The organism is Kitasatospora sp. NBC_01560, assembly GCF_045208415.1.
GTDB lineage: Bacteria > Actinomycetota > Actinomycetes > Streptomycetales > Streptomycetaceae > Kitasatospora.
In genome coordinates this window covers 6163250-6180039 of record NZ_CP109364.1, presented here as the reverse complement: position 1 = coordinate 6180039, position 16790 = coordinate 6163250, and the positions used below count along the sequence as shown (strand labels likewise).

Here is a 16790-nt window from a genome sequence, read left to right as displayed (position 1 = left end):
CCGGCACCGGTCAGGGCTTGGCCGTCATGAGGTCGTCAAGCGGCTGAGTGAGAAGCCCCCTCGCACGCGAGGGGGAGGAGTCACAACCTGTCCAGTATCCGTGATCGGGCCCTCCGGGGGCATCCGCCCCGGCGCGGACCGACGGATCAGTCCGCCGGCCCGGCGGGCGCGGCCTCCACCTGCCGCCGCGGAGGCGCCACCGCCGCCTTCCGCTCCCCGGGCCCTCCCCCGGCCCGCCGGCCCGGAGCCGCCCCCTCGCGCAGCCGCTGGCTGATCACCTGCGAGATGCCGTCGCCCTTCATGGTCACGCCGTAGAGGGCGTCGGCCGACTCCATGGTCAGCTTCTGGTGGGTGATCACGATCAGCTGCGAGCTCTCCCGCAGCTCCTCCATGATCCCGACCAGCCGGCGCAGGTTGGTCTCGTCCAGCGCCGCCTCGACCTCGTCCATCACGTAGAACGGGCTGGGCCGGGCCTTGAAGATCGACACCAGCAGCGCCACCGCCGTCAGCGAGCGCTCGCCACCGGAGAGCAGCGAGAGCCGCTTGACCTTCTTGCCCGGCGGGCGGGCCTCCACCTCGACGCCGGTGGTCAGCATGTTCTCCGGGTCGGTCAGCACCAGCCGGCCCTCCCCGCCGGGGAAGAGCCGCGAGAAGACTCCCTCGAACTGGGCGGCCGTGTCGTGGTAGGCCGAGGTGAACAGCTGCTCGACCCGCTCGTCGACGTCCTTGACGATGTCGAGCAGGTCGCGCCGGCTCCGCTTCAGGTCGTCCAGCTGCTCGCCGAGGAACTTGTGGCGTTCCTCCAGCGCCGCGAACTCCTCCAGCGCCAGCGGGTTCACCTTGCCGAGCTGCTGGTACGCCTTCTCGGCCGCCCGCAGCCGCTGCTCCTGCTCGGCCCGGTCGTAGGGACGCGGCTCGCCGGGCTCCTGGCCCTCCTCGGGCGGGGCCGGCGGTACCGGCCGGTCGGGCCCGTACCCGGCGAGAAGTTCGCCGCCCTCGATGCCGAACTCCTCCAGCGCCCTCCCCTCCAGCTGCTCGATCCGCAGCCGCTTCTCGGCGCGCAGCACCTCGTCCCGGTGTCCGGCGTCGACCAGCCGGTCCAGCTCGGCCTTGAGTCCGCGGCCCTGCTCGCGGTGGGCCCGGAGCTGCACCTCGCGCTCCTCGCGCGCCTGTTCGGCGGCGGCCCGCCCGGCGTCGGCGCGGGCGAGCGACACCTCCAGACAGGCCAGCAGCTGCCGGGCGCCCGCCGCGACGGCGTTCGCCACCCCGGCGTCGTGCTCGGCGCGCCGGCGGCGCTCGGCCGCCCGGGCACGCGCCTCGCGCTCGGCGCGGGCGGCCCGGTCGAGCTGGTCGGCGCGCCCGCTCAGCGCGCGCACCCGCTCCTCGTGGGTGCGCATCGCGAGCCGGGCCTCCAGCTCGTTCTGCCGGGCGGCGGTGGCGGCGCCGGCCAGGCGTTGCTGTTCGGCCGTGTCCGGTTCGTCCTCGCCCGCCTCCGCCGACTCCTCGGCGGCGGCCAGCCGCTCGGCCAGCTCCTCGGCGGTGGCGTGCAGTTGGGCCAGTCCCTGTTCGGCCCGGCCGGCGGCGGCGGTGAGCCGCTCGGCCTCGCCGGCCGCGGCCCGGGACTGCCCGCCGAGCCGGCCGAGCGTGCCCGCCACCTCGGCCCGCTGCTTCTCGGCCTGCCGCCGGTGGGTGGCGAGTTGCTCCAGGGCGGCGGCCGACTCCCGGCGCAGCCCGGTGAGTTCGGCCAGCCGCTCGGAGGCGTCGGTGCAGCGGAGGGCCAGCAGCCCGAGCGCCCGGGCGGCCTCGTCGACCGCGGCCCTGGTCTCCAACTGGCTCGGCGCGCCCGCCGAACCGCCGTGTGCGAAGCCCGCGCCGAGCCGGTCGCCGTCCGCGGTGACGGCGGCCAGCGCGGGGTGCGCGGTGACCAGCGCCAACGCCTCGTCGAGCGAGCCGACCACCGCGACGCCGGCCAGCGCGGCCCGGACGGCGGGCAGCAACTCGGCGGGCCCGTCGACGAGTTCGACGGCCCAGCGGGCACCGGCCGGCAGCTCCGCGGTGGCGGGCGCCGGCTCCGGGGCGCCCGCGATCAGCAGGGCGGCCCGGCCGGCGTCCGTCCGTCGCAGCAGCCGCAGCGCCTCGGCGGCGGCGCCGGGCGAGTCCGCCGCGACCGCGTCCGCCGCCGCGCCGAGCGCCGCCGCGACGGCGCTCTCGTGGCCGGGGGTGATCCGCAGCAGCGCGGCCGCCGGGCCGAGCAGTCCGGCCGGCCGGTCACCGCCCGCCAGCAGCGCGCCGCTGCCGTCCTTGCGGCGCAGTCCGAGCGAGAGCGCCTCGTGCCGCGCGGTGAGCCCGGCCCGCTCGCGCTCGGCGGCGCCGGCCTCGTCGCGGGCGGCGGCCAGGTCCCGCTCGACGGCCGCGAGCCGCTCGCGCGCGGCGTCGTTCGCGGCGTCGGCCCGCTCCTCGTCGCCGGCCGAATCGCCGACCTGGTCGCGCAGTTCCTCGTACTCCTGCCGGGCGGCCCCGGCCCGCAGCAGCGCCTCGTCCCGGGCCTCGGCGAGCCGGCCGATCTCGGCCTCGGCGGCGGCGGCCTCGGAGCGGGCGGCCGCGGCCTGCCCCTGCAGACGGGCCAGGCCCTCCCGGCGATCGGCGATGGCCCGGGCGGCGTCCTTCAGCCGGCGTTCCTCCGCGGCGAGCGCGCGTTCCAGCTCGGCCCGGGTCTCGACCGCCTCGGCCAGCGCGTACCGGGCCTCCTCCAGCGCCTCGGTGAGTGCGGCCTCCTCCTCCCGGACTCGCTCGGCCTCCTGCTCCAGCTCCTCCGGATCCCGGCCGCGGCGCTCCTCCGCCTGCCCGCCGACGGCGGCGTGGCGGGCCCGTGCCCCGGCCAGTCCGACGGTGCCCCGGGTCCGTTCGGCCAGTGCGGAGAGCCGGTACCAGGTCTGCCGGGCCGACTCCAGGGCCGGGCCGAGCTGCTGGACCTGCGCCTCCAGGACGGCTTCGCGCTGCACTGCCCGGGCCAGCTCCTGCTCGACGGTGGAGCGCCGCAGTTTCAGTGCGAGCTCGTCGGCGATCTCGGCCTCGACGGCCCGGCGCAGGGTGAGCAGGTCGTCGGCGAGCAGCCTCAGCCGGGCGTCGCGCAGGTCGGCCTGGATGCCGGCGGCGCGGCGGGCGATCTTCGCCTGGCGGCCCAGCGGGCCCAGCTGGCGGCGGAGTTCGGCCACCAGGTCCTGGACGCGGTTGAGGTTGACCTGCATCGAGTCCAGCTTCCGAAGCGCCTTCTCCTTGCGCTTGCGGTGCTTGAGGACGCCGGCGGCCTCCTCGATGAAGGCCCGGCGGCCCATCGGGTCGGCGTGCAGGACGGAGTCCAGCTGCCCCTGGCCGACGATGACGTGCATCTCGCGGCCGATGCCGGAGTCGGACAACAGCTCCTGGATGTCCAGCAGGCGGCAGGTGTCGCCGTTGAGCGCGTACTCGCTGCCGCCGTTGCGGAACATCGTCCGGGTGATGGTGACCTCGGCGTACTCGATCGGGAGTGCGCCGTCGGTGTTGTCGATGGTGAGGCTGACCTCGGCGCGGCCGAGCGGGGCGCGCCCGCTCGTCCCGGCGAAGATGACGTCCTCCATCTTGCCGCCGCGCAGGGACTTGGCGCCCTGCTCCCCCATCACCCAGGAGAGCGCGTCGACGACGTTGGACTTGCCGGAGCCGTTGGGGCCGACCACGCAGGTGATGCCGGGTTCGAACCGCAGGGTGGTGGCGGAGGCGAAGGACTTGAACCCGCGCAGCGTCAGGCTCTTCAGGTGCACGCGCGGGCCTCCTCGTCGCTACGCGGGGCCGTCGTTCCGGGGCCCCAGCGGCGACTGTATCGGCGGCGGGCGGCGCGAACGCCCTCGGACACGGCCGCGTCCGACCCGGTCCGGCGCCACGGCGGTCCGACGCCGCTGCGGGCGGCTCCGGACTGCCGGGGGCGGCTCCGAGCCGGTACGGACACGACGAAGGGACGCCACACGGGCGTCCCTTGCAAGCTGCGTCCCTTAGGGGGGCGGCTCAGTGCACAGCGGCGTCGATCTGCGAGGACCGGGCGGGACTCAGGTGAGAGCCGGCTCCCGCTGATCCAGGTCGATACTGCGGAGCAGCGAGTGCTCGTCAGCGACAGCGGTGAGAGCGTCGTTCTCAGCCTGCATCCGAATGAGCTCGGACTCCAGGTCCTGGACGCGCTGCTGAAGCCGTCGCACCTCGGTGAGCATTCGCGGGTCGGGGCCGCCGACGTACCCGAGAAGCGCCTTTGCCATGATGAATGGTCCTCCACGCTGAGTGACCGAACCGGAACGGTGTGGTCTAGGGGGAAGGGGGACGCACGCGCGTCGCGCCACCGGCAGTGCTGGCTGGGCACCACGGCACAACCACCGTGAGCTGGGCCCACGGGGTATACGCCTACCGGATAAACGCGGTCGTGTGCGCGGGCTTCAAGCGTCTCACCAAAGACGGAAAGGGTCAACACGATCACCGCACGCTACCGCGCCCCTGTCACCTGCCTGGCGGTGTGGTCACGTCAGGCGGTCTCGGGCCGGTCTCCACCAGGTGCTCGTGGATCATCGTTCGATGCGGAGTCAACCACGAGTCTGCCCCGATGGCAACCGGACGACACCGGCAGTTGCCGATCTTTTCGCGACCGCACCCGGGAAGTCGGCCCACCACCCGTCCCAGCAGCGGGTTCAGCGGATCGCGAAGCCCTCGTACCCGGTGCCGACGGCCGTCCAGATCTCGGTCACACCGGAGACGGCGCCGGGCGTGTCGGGGCCCCTCAACAGGGACAGCAGCTGCTCGCAGTCGGGGGCCGGCCCCTCGGCCACCACCTGGACGCGACCGTCGCCGAGGTTGCTCGCGTACCCGGTCAGGCCGATCTCCAGCGCCCGCGCCCTGGTCCACCAGCGGAAGCCCACCTGCTGGACCCTGCCCCGCACCCAGGCGGTCGCCCGGACCGGCTCCTCGCTGTGTGCGTCACGACCGTGCATGTCCCGACCCTATCCGGCGCGGGAACGGCCTGCCGCCCGCCCGGGGTCACGGCCCGGTGGGCCCCTCCCTCGTCCAGCCGGGGCTGCGGATCTCCATCCGGAGGTCCTCCCGGTGGCCCTCCTCGCCGCAGCTGCGGCAGACCCAGGCCGGGTCGTACGGGTGCGGGGGGTGCCCCTCGGAGGTGTGCTCGAAGCCGACCGGCCGCTCGGGCAGCAGCCAGCGGTCGCCCCAGCCGAGCAGCGCGTGGGTGAGCGGCGCGAGATCACGGCCGGCCTCGGTCAGGTGGTACTCGTAGCGCGGGGGCCGCTCGCTGTAGGCGCGGCGCTCGACCACCCCGGCCTCCTCCAGGGCGCGCAGCCGGGCGGTCAGCCGGTCCCGCGGGGCGCCGGTGTTGCGGGCGATCCGGTCGAACCGGTGGTTGCCGTAGAACAGCTCGCGCACGGCGAGCAGCGCCCACTTCTCGCCGACCACGTGCAGGGCGGCCGCGATCGAGCAGGGCCGGCCGGGCAGGGCGGGCGGGGGCGGGGGCGGCTGGGAGGTCACCCGACCAGCCTGCCACACAGGGTTGCGTTCTCAAACCCTGCCACTCGGGGCGGCCGGCCCGCACGCACCGCGGCCCCGCCGGTCGCCCGGCGGGGCCGCGTGCCGATCACCAGCTCGGCGGGTCCGGCGACGTGCCGGGCCCGGTCAGAACCCTCCGCCGAAGTCGCCGCCGCCCCCGAAGTCACCGCCCCCGCCGAAGTCACCGCCGCCCCCGCCGTCGCCGAAGCCGCCGCCGAAGTCGGAGGAGTTGTAGTCGGCGCCGGAGAAGTCGCCGCCCTCGGAGCCGTCGTAGCCGGAGCCGCCGTCGACCGGGGCACCGTACGCCGGGGTGCTCATCATCGAGCCGAGCATGGTGCCGACCAGCAGGCCCGGCAGCAGTCCGCCGCCGCCGAACCCGCCGAAGTACCCGCCCGCCCAGGGCCCGTACGCCGGGCCGGCGTTCCAGTACGGCTGCGGGCCGTGCTCGGTCGGGACGGTGCGGATGTCCGGGTCCTGGCCGGCGGCCAGCCGGTCGGCGTCCGCCCGGCAGACCGGGACGGTGCGCGCGGCGCCCTCGGCCGGGGCCCAGTCGGCGTCCTGCACGGACGGGCCGTGCCGCGGGTCGAAGAAGCACGGCGGGCGCCGCTCCGGCAGCGGCCGCTTCTCGCGCCGGGCGGCCAGCGTGGCCAGCGCGAACCGGCCGTCCTCCAGCGCCTCGGTGACCGGCTTGACGTCCTCCGGCCGCTTCGCCTCGTCCATGCTGCGCTTGGCCCGCTCGTACGAGTCGAGGGCGTGCGTGTAGTCGGCGCGCTGGACGTCGTCGGCGTCGGGTGCGCCGGGGCTGAAGTCGAGCCGGTCGAGCTCCTCGCCGAAAGCGGTGATGTCCTCGTCCACGACCGTGCGCAGCTGGGCCAGTTCGGCCCGCCGCTGCTCCTCCTTGCGCTTCTTCGCGTGGCGGAACAGCAGGAAGACTCCGGTGCCGGCCAGCGCCAGCAGGGCGAGCGGGACGACGATCGCGGCGGTGGAGACACCACCCGCCGAGCTGTTCACGCCGTGGCCCTTGACCTGCGGGGCGGCGGTGTCGACGAAGTCGTTCAGGGTCGCGGCGAGGTCGCCGGGGTGGGAGCGGAACGAGGCGCCCGCGATCCGCTCGGCGCTGCCGGCGGGCAGTGCTCCGCGGTCGGCGTGGGCCTGGAAGGCGTCGCCGCGCCAGATGCCGTAGGCGCCGGTGATGCCCACCTTGGTGCGCAGGTCGTTGAAGACGGTGTTCTCGCCGTACGGGGCCGCTGCCGGCACCACCGCGAGGAAGATCGCCTTGTCCGCCTTGCGGATCTTCTCGGTCAGGGCGTCGGCCTGGCTCTGGCTGAACCGGTCGGTCATCGCCGGGTCGACGTAGACCCGGCCCTGCTTGAGGGTCGAGGTGGCGTCGTCCAGTCCGCCGGCCGCGGAGGCCGCCGGGGCCAGCAGGAGCAGCAGCCCGAGGAGCGCCACCACGAGGGCCAGCGGCCCGGTGCCCCGGGACGGTCGTCGAGCGAGGGTTCTCATGGCACCGACGCTACCGCCACCGGAGCCCCGACCCGGCATACCCTTCGCGTACGGGCACCCCCGGCCACCCCCACCGTCCGCCGGGGTCGCTCCCCTCCTCCGGGATGATGTTTCCCCGGGCGCCCCGGAAGCCCGCCGACCGCGGGAACCCGGCCCCCGGCCCGCACGTACCTTCCGGCGCGGGCCCGGCACGGGCCGCCACCCGCACCGCACCCGCACCGGGGCAGTACCCGGGGCGGAACGGGGGCACCTCCCGGGCGGGCCGGCGCCGGACCGCGACCGGGCATAGTGGTGGCCGTACCGCCGCCCCTCGACCTTCTCCTGATCACGTCTCTCGAACGGAGCACTGGGTGTTCATCGGCCTCGTCACCGCCGTGGCGGCCTCCGCCTGCTACGGCACCGGTTCGGTCCTGCAGGCCGTCGGATCACGGCGCTCCGCCCGGGAGGAGGCCGCCGCCGGGGGCTCCTCGGCCGGCACCACCGCGCACGGCGGACCGAGCCTCTCCTCGACCGCGAAGGCCGCCGTCACCTGGGAGTTCATCCTCGGCACGGTGCTCGACTTCATCGGGTTCGGGCTCGGCGCGCTGGCCGCCCGGCTGCTGCCGCTGTTCCTCTCGCAGACCATCATCAGCGCCAACCTGGTGATCACCGCGGTGCTCAGCATCAAGCTGCTCGGCATCCGGCTCAAGCAGCTGGAGTGGGCGTCGATCGGCGTGCTCTGCTCGGCGCTGGTGCTGCTGGCCGTCTCGGCCGGGCCGGAGGGCGGCCACGAGGCGGCGATGGAGTTCCACTGGTGGCTGCTGCTGATCACCACCGTGCTGCTGGTCGGCGGTGGCCTGCTGGTGCGGCGGATGGGCGCCAACGGCGCGATCGTCGCCGGTCTGCTCTCCGGCCTCGGCTTCGGCGCCCTCGGCGTCGGCGTGCGGATCCTGAACGGCGTCCAGCCGTTCGACCTCGGCAGGCTGCTCTCCGACCCGGCGCTGTACGCGATCCTGGTCGGCGGCATCGGCGGCATGTACGTGCACACCGTCGCGTTGCAGATCGGCTCGGTGAACGGCGCGACGGCCGCCCTGGTGGTCGGTGAGACGGTGCTGCCCGGCGCGGTCGGCGTGATCTGGCTCGGCGACTCCTCCAAGGAGGGCCTGGCCTGGCTCGGCGGGCTCGGCTTCGTGCTCGCCGTCGTCTCGGCGGTCGGCGTCGCCTACTTCGGCCAGGACACCCACGGCGGCGGCGGCGCGGACAGCGCCCGCCCCGAGCCCGAACTCACCAAGCGGTAGGGCGGGTTCAGCCCCCGTTGCGGGCGCGCGGGACGCGCTGGCAGCGGGGGCAGAAGTAGCTGGAGCGGTTCATCCAGGCGGCCCGGCGGATCGGGGTGCCGCAGCGGCGGCAGGGCTCGTCCTCGCGGCCGTAGGCGTCGAGGTCGCGGGAGAAGTAGCCGCTCTCGCCGTTCACGTTGACGTAGAGGCTGTCGAAGCTGGTGCCGCCGACGGCGAGCGCCGCGCTCATCACGTCCCGGGCGTTGGCCAGCAGCACGGCCGCCTGCGGGCGGGTCAGCGAGCCGGTCGGACGGTCGTAGTGCAGCCGGGAGCGCCAGAGCGCCTCGTCCGCGTAGATGTTGCCGACGCCGCTGATCAGGGTCTGGTCCAGCAGGGCCCGCTTGACCGTGGTGCGCCTGGCGCGCAGGGCGGCCACGAAGGCGGTGTCGTCGAAGCGCGTGTCCAGCGGGTCGCGGGCGATGTGCGCGAGGGAGAGCGGCGTGCCCTCGGGGTCACCGTCCTCGGCCTCCTCGACCGCGAGGCCGCCGAAGGTCCGCTGGTCGACGAAGCGCAGCTCGCGCCCGCCGTCGGTGAAGCGGAGCCGGACCCTCAGGTGCGTCTCGTCCGGCACCGTCGGGTCCTGGACGAGCAGTTGGCCGCTCATCCCGAGGTGGCCGAGCAGCGAGAAGCCCTCGCCCCGGCCGGAGAGCGGCACCCACAGGTACTTGCCGCGGCGCTGTGCGCTGCCGAGCGTGGTGCCGGTCAGCCGCGCGGTGAAGTCGGCGGCGCCGGCCGGCTGGCGGCGCACCGCGCGCGGGTGCAGCACCTGGACGTCGGCGACCGTCCGCCCGGCGACCCAGTTGGCCAGACCGCGGCGGACGACCTCTACCTCGGGGAGTTCGGGCACCTCAACAGCCTCCAGCACGCAGGGACGGGCAGGAGGAAGGGTACTGCCTGCTCAGGCGGCGCTGCTGGGCAGGCGGTCGGCGTACTTCTCCTTGATCGCCCGCCAGGCGCTCTCCGCGGCCTTCTGCTCGGCTTCCTTCTTCGAGCGGCCGACGCCGCTGCCGAAGTCCTCGCCGGCCACCCGGGCCGCAGCGGTGAAGGTCTTCTCGTGGTCCGGACCGGACTCCTCGACCACGTACTCGGGCACTCCGATGCCCACCGAGGCGGTGAGCTCCTGGAGGCTGGTCTTCCAGTCCAGGCCGGCGCCCAGCTGCGAGGACTCCTCGATCAGCGGGTCGAACAGGCGGTGGACGAAGTCCGTGGCCGCGTCCAGGCCCTGGTCCAGGTAGACGGCGCCGATCACGGCCTCGACGGTGTCGGCGAGGATCGACGACTTGTCACGGCCGCCCGTCCCCTCCTCACCCTTGCCGAGCCGGATGAACACGCCGAGGTCCAGGCCCCGGCCGACATCGGCGAGCGCGCGCGAGTTGACCACTGCGGCGCGCAGCTTGGCGAGCGTGCCCTCGGGGACGTCCGGGTGGACGCGGTAGAGGGTGTCGGTCACCACCAGGCCCAGCACCGAGTCGCCGAGGAACTCCAGGCGCTCGTTGGTGGGCAGCCCGCCGTTCTCGTACGCGTACGAGCGGTGGGTCAGTGCGCGTACCAGAAGGGCGCGCTCGAGCGTGTACCCGAGGCGCCCTTCCAGGACGTCGTATTCGGTCGAAGCCGGCCCGCCGGCCTTTCCGCCGCCCGAAGTGGCCTTCGAGGCGGTGGCCGCCTTGCGGGAAGAGTTACCGTCCGACATCGATCCGTACACCCCGCCGATCAGACCGAGAGGACCTGGCGGCGGTTGTACGTGCCGCAGCTCGGGCACGCAATGTGGCCGAGCTTCGGCTCGTGGCAGCTGTCGCACGCCACGAGGGCCGGAACGACGGCCTTCCAGTTGGAACGGCGGTGGCGCGTGTTGCTGCGCGACATCTTCCGCTTCGGAACAGCCACGGCTACTTCTCCTGGTTCTCGGCGGCACCCTCACGGGTGTCGCTGTTCTTGATCCCGTCACCCTCGTCGCCGGGGGCGGCGGAGAGTCCCTGCAGAGCCGCCCACCTGGGGTCGACGGCATCGTGGTGGTGCGCCGGGTCGTCGCTCAGGCGCGCTCCGCACTCGGAGCACAGGCCCAGGCAGTCTTCCTGGCACACCGGCTGCAGCGGCAGTGCGAGCACCACCGCGTCACGCAGCACCGGCTGGAGGTCGAAGAAATCGCCCTCCAGACGGTAAGTCTCATCTTCCGAGTCCTCGTCGAGGATCTCGGTCCCGCCGGTCCGGGCGCGATGGCGCTCGTCGGACTCCGGGTAGTAGTACAGCTCCTGGAAGTCGACGTCGAGGTCGTCCTCGACGGGCTCCAGGCACCGTACACACTCGCCCTCGACGTGGGTCTCGGCGGTGCCGGTCACCAGCACGCCCTCGACCACCGACTCCAGGCGGAGTTCCAGCTGGATCTCGCTCTTCTCCGGGACACCGATCACATCGATGATCCCGAGGCCCGCGGGGGCCTCCAGGGTGCGGGACACCTTGCGCAGCGAGCCCGGGCGACGGCCGAGCTCGTGCGTGTCGAACACGAGTGGGTCGCGGTGGTCGAGGCGGTTCAAGGTGTCCTGCACTTCCTGAGAAAACTGATGCGAGGCGCTGCTCGTCGGGCGATGCGCGGGCAGACCGACGGCCCGACAACGAGAGGCCGGAGTGGTCAGACTACCGGAGTCTCCCGCCAGGCCCAACTTCGGTCCGTGCCGCCCGGCCGGGGCCGGAGCGGTCCGGACGCTCACGCCCTACCGGCCGCCGAGCTCCCGGAGCCTGGTCATGTCGATCATGCTGGTGTCGAAGAAGCTGGTCTCGTCCAGGCCCGCCTGCTGCTGCTGCGGAAGGGCGGGCGGGTTGGCCGGCGGCTGCGGGTAGCCTCCCCCGGCCTCCGGCTGGGGGTTCCCCCAGGCATCGTACTGCTGCGCGCCGTAGCCCTGCTGCGGCTGCACGTAGCCGTAGCCGCCCTGCTCCTGCCCGGCCGGGTAGCCGGGCTGCTGCGGGTGCTGCGGGTGCTCCTGCTGCACGTAGCCGCCGGTCTGCTGCCCCCACTGGGTGCCGTACGGGTCGGCCTGGCCGGCCGGGTCGTAGCCGCCGCCGTACACCTCGGCGTACTGGCCGCCGGGCTGCTCCGCGGCCGCCGCGTACTGGTCGGTGCCGGGGGCCTGCCAGCCGGCCGCGGCCGGGGTCTGCTCGGGCCAGGTCTGCTGCTGCGGGACGTCCTCGCGGTACCAGGCGATGTCGTCGCCGTTGGCGTCGGCGGCGAAGCCCGCCGCGACCGCCTCGGCCCGGTCCTTGGCCTGCTGGGCCTGGTCGGCGGCGGCCAGGTAGGCGCCGAGCTCGTCGATCGGGGCCTTGCCGAGCAGCTTGTCGCGGCCCTTGCCGACGGCCTCCAGGGTCGCGCTGAGCACGTTCTCCAGGGTGGCGAGCTTCACATCGACGTACTCGTCGACCTCGGGGCTCGGGGTGATCCGCGACTGCGGGCGGAACTCCTCGCCGTCGCTCTCGCCGTCGGCGTCGGACTCGAAGACGCTGGAGTCGCCGCGCAGCTTGGTCCGGCCGCGGCCGACCGCGCCGAGCGTCTTGGTCAGCACCACCTCGAAGTTGGCGAGCTTGCTGTCCACGTAGTCGTCGGCCTCGACGCGCTTGGTCTCGACCTCGGCGCGGGCCTCCGCGAGGATGCGGTCCGCCTCGGCCTGGGCCCGGCGGACCACCTCGGTGTCGGAGATGAGCGAGCCGCGCTCGCTGTGCGCGCCCTGGATGATCCGCTCGGCCTGGGCCTCGGCCTCCGCCACCACCTGCTCGTGGTCGGCCATCACCGACTGGGCCTGGGCCAGTTCGGCGGGGAGCGCCGCCCTGAGGTCCTGGAGCAGACCGACCAGCTCGGCTCGGTTCACGACGCAGGAGGCAGACATGGGCATCGAGCGGGCGTTCTCGACGGCCGCGACGATCTCGTCGACCTTGTTCTGCACGTCCACGGGGCTTCGTCTTTCCGTGTGCCGCCGACAGTCCGGCGGAGGCAGGCCCGGCGCGGTGGACCTCACCGCAGGGCAGGACTACAGACTGTACGGCCACCGTGGGGCGAGGTCACAACGCCCGTGCCGGGCCGCCCGACCGCGCTCGGGACAACTCGTGACGAACCGGCAGAAACGGACCCGGCTGCCGACGGCCGCCGAGGGCCCGGGAGGCCCCGGCGGGCCCGGACCGGACGGGTCCGGGCCGCCACCGGGCCGGCTACCGCTCCGCCCGGCGCTCCGCGATCCGCTCGACCAGGCGGCCGTGCACCGCCTCCGGCAGCAGGTGCGAGACGTCGCCCCCGTACGAGGCGACCTCCTTGACCAGCGTGGACGACAGGAAGCTGTACGTCGGCGAGGTCGGCACGAAGAGCGTCTCGACGCCGGTCAGGCCGTGGTTCATCTGGGCCATCTGCAGCTCGTAGTCGAAGTCGCTGACGGCCCGCAGGCCCTTGACGATCGCCGGGATGCCGCGCTCCCGGCAGAAGTCCACCAGCAGGCCGAGGTGGGACTCCACCACGATGTTCCCGTACGGGGCGGTGACCTCCTCGATCAGGCCGATCCGCTCCTCGACGGTGAACATGCCCTGCTTGTTGCGGTTGATCAGGACGGCGACATGCACCACGTCGTAGAGCTTCGAGGCCCGCTCGATGATGTCGAGATGACCGTTGGTGATCGGGTCGAACGATCCGGGGCAGACGGCGCGGCGCATGGCGTGGATGCTCCCTCGTGGGGTGACGGGTGCTGCGGGCCCCTCGGCCCGGCTACGGGTTCTGGCGGGCCTCGGCGGCGGCGCGACCGTACCAGAGCGTCCCCTCGCCGTAGCGGCGGGACCGCACGGCGTCGAAGCCCTCGGGCCAGCCGAAGTCGCCACCTCGGGTGCTGCGCTCAACGGTGACGAGTGCATCCTCCGCGAGCCAGCCCCCGGCCAGGAGTGTGAGCAGCATCTCGCGCACCTCGTCGTCGGTGACGACGTACGGCGGATCGAGGAAGGCCAGGTCGTACGCGGCCTCCGGGGGCGGACCGGCGATCACCTTCTCGGCCCGGGCGGCCCGCACCTCGACGCCCGGCAGGGCGACCGTCCGGACGTTCTCCCGGATCACCCGGGCGGCCTGGCCGTCCGCCTCGACCAGCAGCACGTGCGCGGCGCCGCGCGACAGGGCCTCCAGGCCGACCGCACCCGAACCGCCGAAGAGGTCGAGCATCCGGGCCCCGTGCAGGGTGCCGCGCAACGCCTCCAGGGTGGAGAACATCGCCTCGCGGGCCTTGTCGGAGGTGGGTCGGGTGCCCCGGCCGGGCGGTACGGCCAGCCGGCGGCCGCCGGCCGCCCCGGCGATCACGCGGGTCATGGTGGTGGGAGGTCCTTTCGTCGCTGCCCGACCACGCTATACGGCCCGCTCCCGCCCCGGGCGGAAGGGGCGCGCCGGAGACGGGCGACGCCCCGCCGGACGGGCCGGCGGGGCGACGCCCGGCGGGGGTCAGCTCGCGTCGGCCGCCGGGGCCTGGGCCGGTACCGACGCACCGAGCAGCGCCGGCGAGGCGTAGCGGGACCACGAGAGGCAGCCGTCGGGCGGGCAGAACTCGGGGCGGCGCGGGTCGTGCCCGAGCTCGCGCAGCTTGGTCCGGACGGAGTCGGGCGTGCGGCCGAAGCGGGCGGCGATCCGGGCGACGGTCTCGCCGTCGTGGAACCGCCGGACGAGCTCCTCCTCGTGCTGCGGCACCCAGGGGGCGCCGTGGCCGGGGTAGAGCTCGCGCAGCACGTCGCGGTCGGGGATGGGCTCGGAGACGTCGGCGACGATCGCCAGGGCCCGGAGCGCGCGGTTGAGCGCGATCCGCAGCGAGGCGACGTCCTCGACCGGCAGCCGGAGCTTGCCGGAGGCGAGCGGCGAGGCGGCCGCCCCCTCCCGCCAGCCGGTGAGGGTGAGGGTGACCTCGCGGTCGTCGTCGCTGGCGAGTTCGATCCGGAAGACCTTGTCGCCGAGCGGGAGCTCGTTGAGATGACGGAATGCCATGGCAGGACCCCCAAATGTCGTGCCAGGTACGCACCTTGGGGGTGCGTCCCGAACAACTACATTCTCTCCCGGGGGTCTGACAATCGGGCCGGGCGGCCGGCCGCGCTGCCGCACCTGCCGTCGTCCGGCGCGATCCGCCGGGTGGGCCTCAGCCCTTCTCCATGTAGGCCGCGCGGTCCGGGTCGAGCAGGCTCTCCAGCGCGGTGCGCAGCTCCGGGTGGCCGGCCAGCTCCGGGTCCTCCGCGACCAGACGGGTGGCCTCGGCCCGGGCGGTGACGATGACCTCCTCGTCCTCCAGCACCGAGAGCACCTTCAGCGAGGACTTCACCCCGGACTGCGCCTGGCCCAGCACGTCGCCCTCCCGGCGCTGCTCCAGGTCGATCCGGGACAACTCGAAGCCGTCCAGCGTGCCGGCCACCGCGTCCAGCCGGGCCCGGGCGGGGCTGGCCGCCGGCATGTCGCTGACCAGCAGGCAGAGGCCGGCCGCGCTGCCGCGCCCGACCCGGCCGCGCAGCTGGTGCAGCTGGGAGACGCCGAACCGGTCGGCGTCCATGATCACCATGGCGGTGGAGTTGGGGACGTTGACCCCGACCTCGATCACCGTGGTGGCCACCAGGACGTCCACCTCGCCGGCCGTGAACCGGCGCATCACCTCGTCCTTGGCGTCCGGCGCCAGCCGGCCGTGCAGGATCTCCACCCGCAGGCCCGCCAGCGGGCCCTTCAGCAGCATCTCGGCGGTCTCCACCACGGAGAGCGGGGGGCGGCGTTCGTCGCTCCCGGCGCCGGCGTCCGCCGCGTCCGCGACGTTCTCCAGATCCTCCGGAGCCGCGGCCCGGCGCTTCTTCCCCGCCGCCTTCGGCTCCGGCTCCTCGTCCCCGATCCGCGGGCAGACCACGTAGGCCTGGTGGCCCTTGGCCACCTCCTCGCGGACCCGCTCCCAGGCCCGGGCCAGGAAGTTGGGCTTCTCCACGGCCGGCACGACGTGGGTGGAGATCGGCGACCGGCCGGCCGGCAGCTGGTCCAGCACCGACGTCTCCAAGTCCCCGAAGACGGTCATCGCGACGGTGCGCGGGATCGGGGTCGCCGTCATCACCAGCAGGTGCGGCGGCTGCTCGCCCTTGGCCCGCAGGGCGTCCCGCTGCTCGACGCCGAAGCGGTGCTGCTCGTCCACCACGACCAGGCCGAGGTCCTGGAACTGCACCTTGTCCTCGATCAGCGCGTGGGTGCCGATCGCGATGCCGGCCTCCCCGCAGGCCATGTCCAGCATCGCCTGGCGCCGGACCGGCACGCCCATCGAGCCGGTCAGCAGCACCACCCGGGTGCCGAGGTCCGAGCCGCCGAGCAGGCCGCGCTCGGCGAGGTCCCCCATCATCTCCACGATCGAGCGGTGGTGCTGCTGCGCCAGGACCTCGGTCGGTGCCAGCAGTACGGCCTGGCCGCCCGCGTCGACCACGGCGAGCATGGCGCGCAGCGCGACGAGGGTCTTCCCGGAGCCGACCTCGCCCTGGAGCAGCCGGTGCATCGGGTGCTCGCTCGCGAGGTCGGCGGCGATCTCGGCGGACACCTTCTCCTGACCCTCGGTGAGGGTGAACGGCAGCCGGGCGTCGAAGGCGTCCAGCAGGCCGCCCGGGCGGGCCCGGCGCGGCTTGGCGGGCAGCGCGGAGTCGGCGGCCCGGCGCCGGGCGAGCGCGACCTGGAGGACGAAGGCCTCGTCCCAGCGGAGCCGGCTCTGGGCGTGCTCGCGGTCGGCCTGGCTGCGCGGGCGGTGGATCAGCTCCAGCGCCTCGGGCAGCGGGATCAGCTCGTGCCGCTCGCGCAGTTCGGCGGGCAGCGGCTCGCCGACGTCGTCGAGGTGCTTGGTGAGGGCGGTCTCGATGCAGATGGACAGCTTCCAGCTGGGCATCTGGGCGCTGGCGCCGTAGACCGGGATGAGCCGGCCGGCGAACTGCCGCGCGGCGTCGGACCCGGCCTCCTCGTCGAGGAGCTGGTAGTCCGGCGAGACCAGCTGGCGGCTCCGGTTGAAGACGCCGACCTTGCCGGCGAACAGCCCCTGGGCGCCGGCCTTCAGCTCCTTCTGCCGCCAGCCCTGGTTGAAGAAGACCAGCGAGAGCCGGCTGCGGCCGTCGGTGACGACCACCTCCAGGCGGTCCCCCTTGCGGCCGCGGAACGGGATCAGGGTGACCTTCTCGATCCGGGCCAGCACGGTGACGTGCTCGTCGATCTCCAACTCGTCCAGGCTGGTGAGCTGGCCGCGTTCGACGTAGCGGCGCGGATAGTGGTGCAGCAGGTCCCCGACCGTGCGCAGCTTGAGACTGTCGGCGAGCACCTTGGCGGTCCGGTCGCCGACGAGCTTGGTCAGTGGTTCATCGAGAGCGCCCATCAGGCCCCTTCCTACACCACCGCGCCGACAATCCGGG

15 protein-coding genes are annotated in these 16790 nt (G+C 74.1%); 1 reads left to right on the top strand and 14 read right to left on the bottom strand.

What is annotated here, in order from left to right:
• Positions 1 to 146: 146 nt before the first annotated feature.
• The 5 genes from smc to OH807_RS26950 form a co-directional block, all read right to left on the bottom strand.
• On the bottom strand, positions 147 to 3797 hold the full coding sequence (gene smc / locus OH807_RS26970) for a chromosome segregation protein SMC (RefSeq protein ID WP_406203476.1): 3651 nt from the start codon (positions 3795 to 3797) through the stop codon (positions 147 to 149).
• Positions 3798 to 4079: 282 nt separating this feature from the next.
• Complete coding sequence (locus OH807_RS26965; RefSeq protein WP_406203473.1) at positions 4080 to 4283, bottom strand: hypothetical protein; 204 nt, start codon at positions 4281 to 4283, stop codon at positions 4080 to 4082.
• 423 nt (positions 4284 to 4706) lie between these two features.
• Positions 4707 to 5006: an acylphosphatase gene (locus tag OH807_RS26960; RefSeq protein ID WP_406203470.1), complete on the bottom strand. Its 300-nt coding sequence runs from the start codon at positions 5004 to 5006 to the stop codon at positions 4707 to 4709.
• A gap of 46 nt (positions 5007 to 5052) precedes the next feature.
• Positions 5053 to 5550 carry a winged helix-turn-helix transcriptional regulator gene (locus tag OH807_RS26955; protein ID WP_406203467.1) on the bottom strand — a complete coding sequence of 166 codons (498 nt, stop codon included), beginning with the start codon at positions 5548 to 5550 and terminating at the stop codon, positions 5053 to 5055.
• Between the two features lie 144 nt (positions 5551 to 5694).
• Positions 5695 to 7074 (bottom strand): hypothetical protein, encoded by a 1380-nt coding sequence (locus OH807_RS26950; protein ID WP_406203464.1) that lies wholly within the window; start codon positions 7072 to 7074, stop codon positions 5695 to 5697.
• A 350-nt stretch (positions 7075 to 7424) separates the two neighbouring features.
• On the opposite strand from OH807_RS26950, the gene OH807_RS26945 reads away from it, so the two are divergent.
• Positions 7425 to 8351, top strand: a complete 927-nt coding sequence (locus tag OH807_RS26945) for a hypothetical protein (protein WP_406203461.1) — start codon at positions 7425 to 7427, stop codon at positions 8349 to 8351.
• A gap of 7 nt (positions 8352 to 8358) precedes the next feature.
• Here OH807_RS26945 and mutM read toward each other — a convergent pair whose 3' ends face one another.
• From mutM to recG, 9 genes are all read right to left on the bottom strand, one after another.
• A complete protein-coding gene (gene mutM, locus OH807_RS26940; RefSeq protein ID WP_406211205.1) occupies positions 8359 to 9237 on the bottom strand; it encodes a bifunctional DNA-formamidopyrimidine glycosylase/DNA-(apurinic or apyrimidinic site) lyase in 879 nt (292 codons plus the stop codon).
• 51 nt (positions 9238 to 9288) lie between these two features.
• Positions 9289 to 10080, bottom strand: a complete 792-nt coding sequence (rnc, locus tag OH807_RS26935; protein WP_406203458.1) for a ribonuclease III — start codon at positions 10078 to 10080, stop codon at positions 9289 to 9291.
• Positions 10081 to 10100: 20 nt separating this feature from the next.
• Positions 10101 to 10274, bottom strand: coding sequence for a 50S ribosomal protein L32 (rpmF, locus tag OH807_RS26930; protein WP_188303282.1), 174 nt, complete (start codon positions 10272 to 10274; stop codon positions 10101 to 10103).
• 2 nt (positions 10275 to 10276) lie between these two features.
• Positions 10277 to 10933, bottom strand: a complete 657-nt coding sequence (locus OH807_RS26925; protein WP_406203454.1) for a YceD family protein — start codon at positions 10931 to 10933, stop codon at positions 10277 to 10279.
• 165 nt (positions 10934 to 11098) lie between these two features.
• On the bottom strand, positions 11099 to 12325 hold the full coding sequence (locus OH807_RS26920; protein ID WP_406203451.1) for a cell division initiation protein: 1227 nt from the start codon (positions 12323 to 12325) through the stop codon (positions 11099 to 11101).
• 256 nt (positions 12326 to 12581) lie between these two features.
• Entirely contained in the window at positions 12582 to 13073 is a 492-nt protein-coding gene (gene coaD, locus OH807_RS26915) for a pantetheine-phosphate adenylyltransferase (RefSeq protein WP_406203448.1), read from the bottom strand.
• A gap of 52 nt (positions 13074 to 13125) precedes the next feature.
• Complete coding sequence (gene rsmD / locus OH807_RS26910; RefSeq protein WP_406203445.1) at positions 13126 to 13710, bottom strand: 16S rRNA (guanine(966)-N(2))-methyltransferase RsmD; 585 nt, start codon at positions 13708 to 13710, stop codon at positions 13126 to 13128.
• 129 nt (positions 13711 to 13839) lie between these two features.
• Complete coding sequence (locus OH807_RS26905) at positions 13840 to 14373, bottom strand: hypothetical protein (protein WP_406203442.1); 534 nt, start codon at positions 14371 to 14373, stop codon at positions 13840 to 13842.
• A gap of 148 nt (positions 14374 to 14521) precedes the next feature.
• The gene (recG, locus tag OH807_RS26900) at positions 14522 to 16753 is read right to left on the bottom strand and encodes an ATP-dependent DNA helicase RecG (RefSeq protein WP_406203439.1); all 2232 of its coding nucleotides are present in this window, start codon (positions 16751 to 16753) and stop codon (positions 14522 to 14524) included.
• Positions 16754 to 16790: the final 37 nt, after the last annotated feature.

Bases quoted from the DNA above. Each gene is read 5' to 3' on its own strand.
- OH807_RS26965 (WP_406203473.1), bottom strand. From the start codon at position 4,283: ATGGCAAAGGCGCTTCTCGGGTACGTCGGCGGCCCCGACCCGCGAATG.
- OH807_RS26960 (WP_406203470.1), bottom strand. From the start codon at position 5,006: ATGCACGGTCGTGACGCACACAGCGAGGAGCCGGTCCGGGCGACCGCC.
- OH807_RS26950 (WP_406203464.1), bottom strand. From the start codon at position 7,074: ATGAGAACCCTCGCTCGACGACCGTCCCGGGGCACCGGGCCGCTGGCC.
- rnc (WP_406203458.1), bottom strand. From the start codon at position 10,080: ATGTCGGACGGTAACTCTTCCCGCAAGGCGGCCACCGCCTCGAAGGCC.
- coaD (WP_406203448.1), bottom strand. From the start codon at position 13,073: ATGCGCCGCGCCGTCTGCCCCGGATCGTTCGACCCGATCACCAACGGT.
- rsmD (WP_406203445.1), bottom strand. From the start codon at position 13,710: ATGACCCGCGTGATCGCCGGGGCGGCCGGCGGCCGCCGGCTGGCCGTA.
- OH807_RS26905 (WP_406203442.1), bottom strand. From the start codon at position 14,373: ATGGCATTCCGTCATCTCAACGAGCTCCCGCTCGGCGACAAGGTCTTC.
- recG (WP_406203439.1), bottom strand. From the start codon at position 16,753: ATGGGCGCTCTCGATGAACCACTGACCAAGCTCGTCGGCGACCGGACC.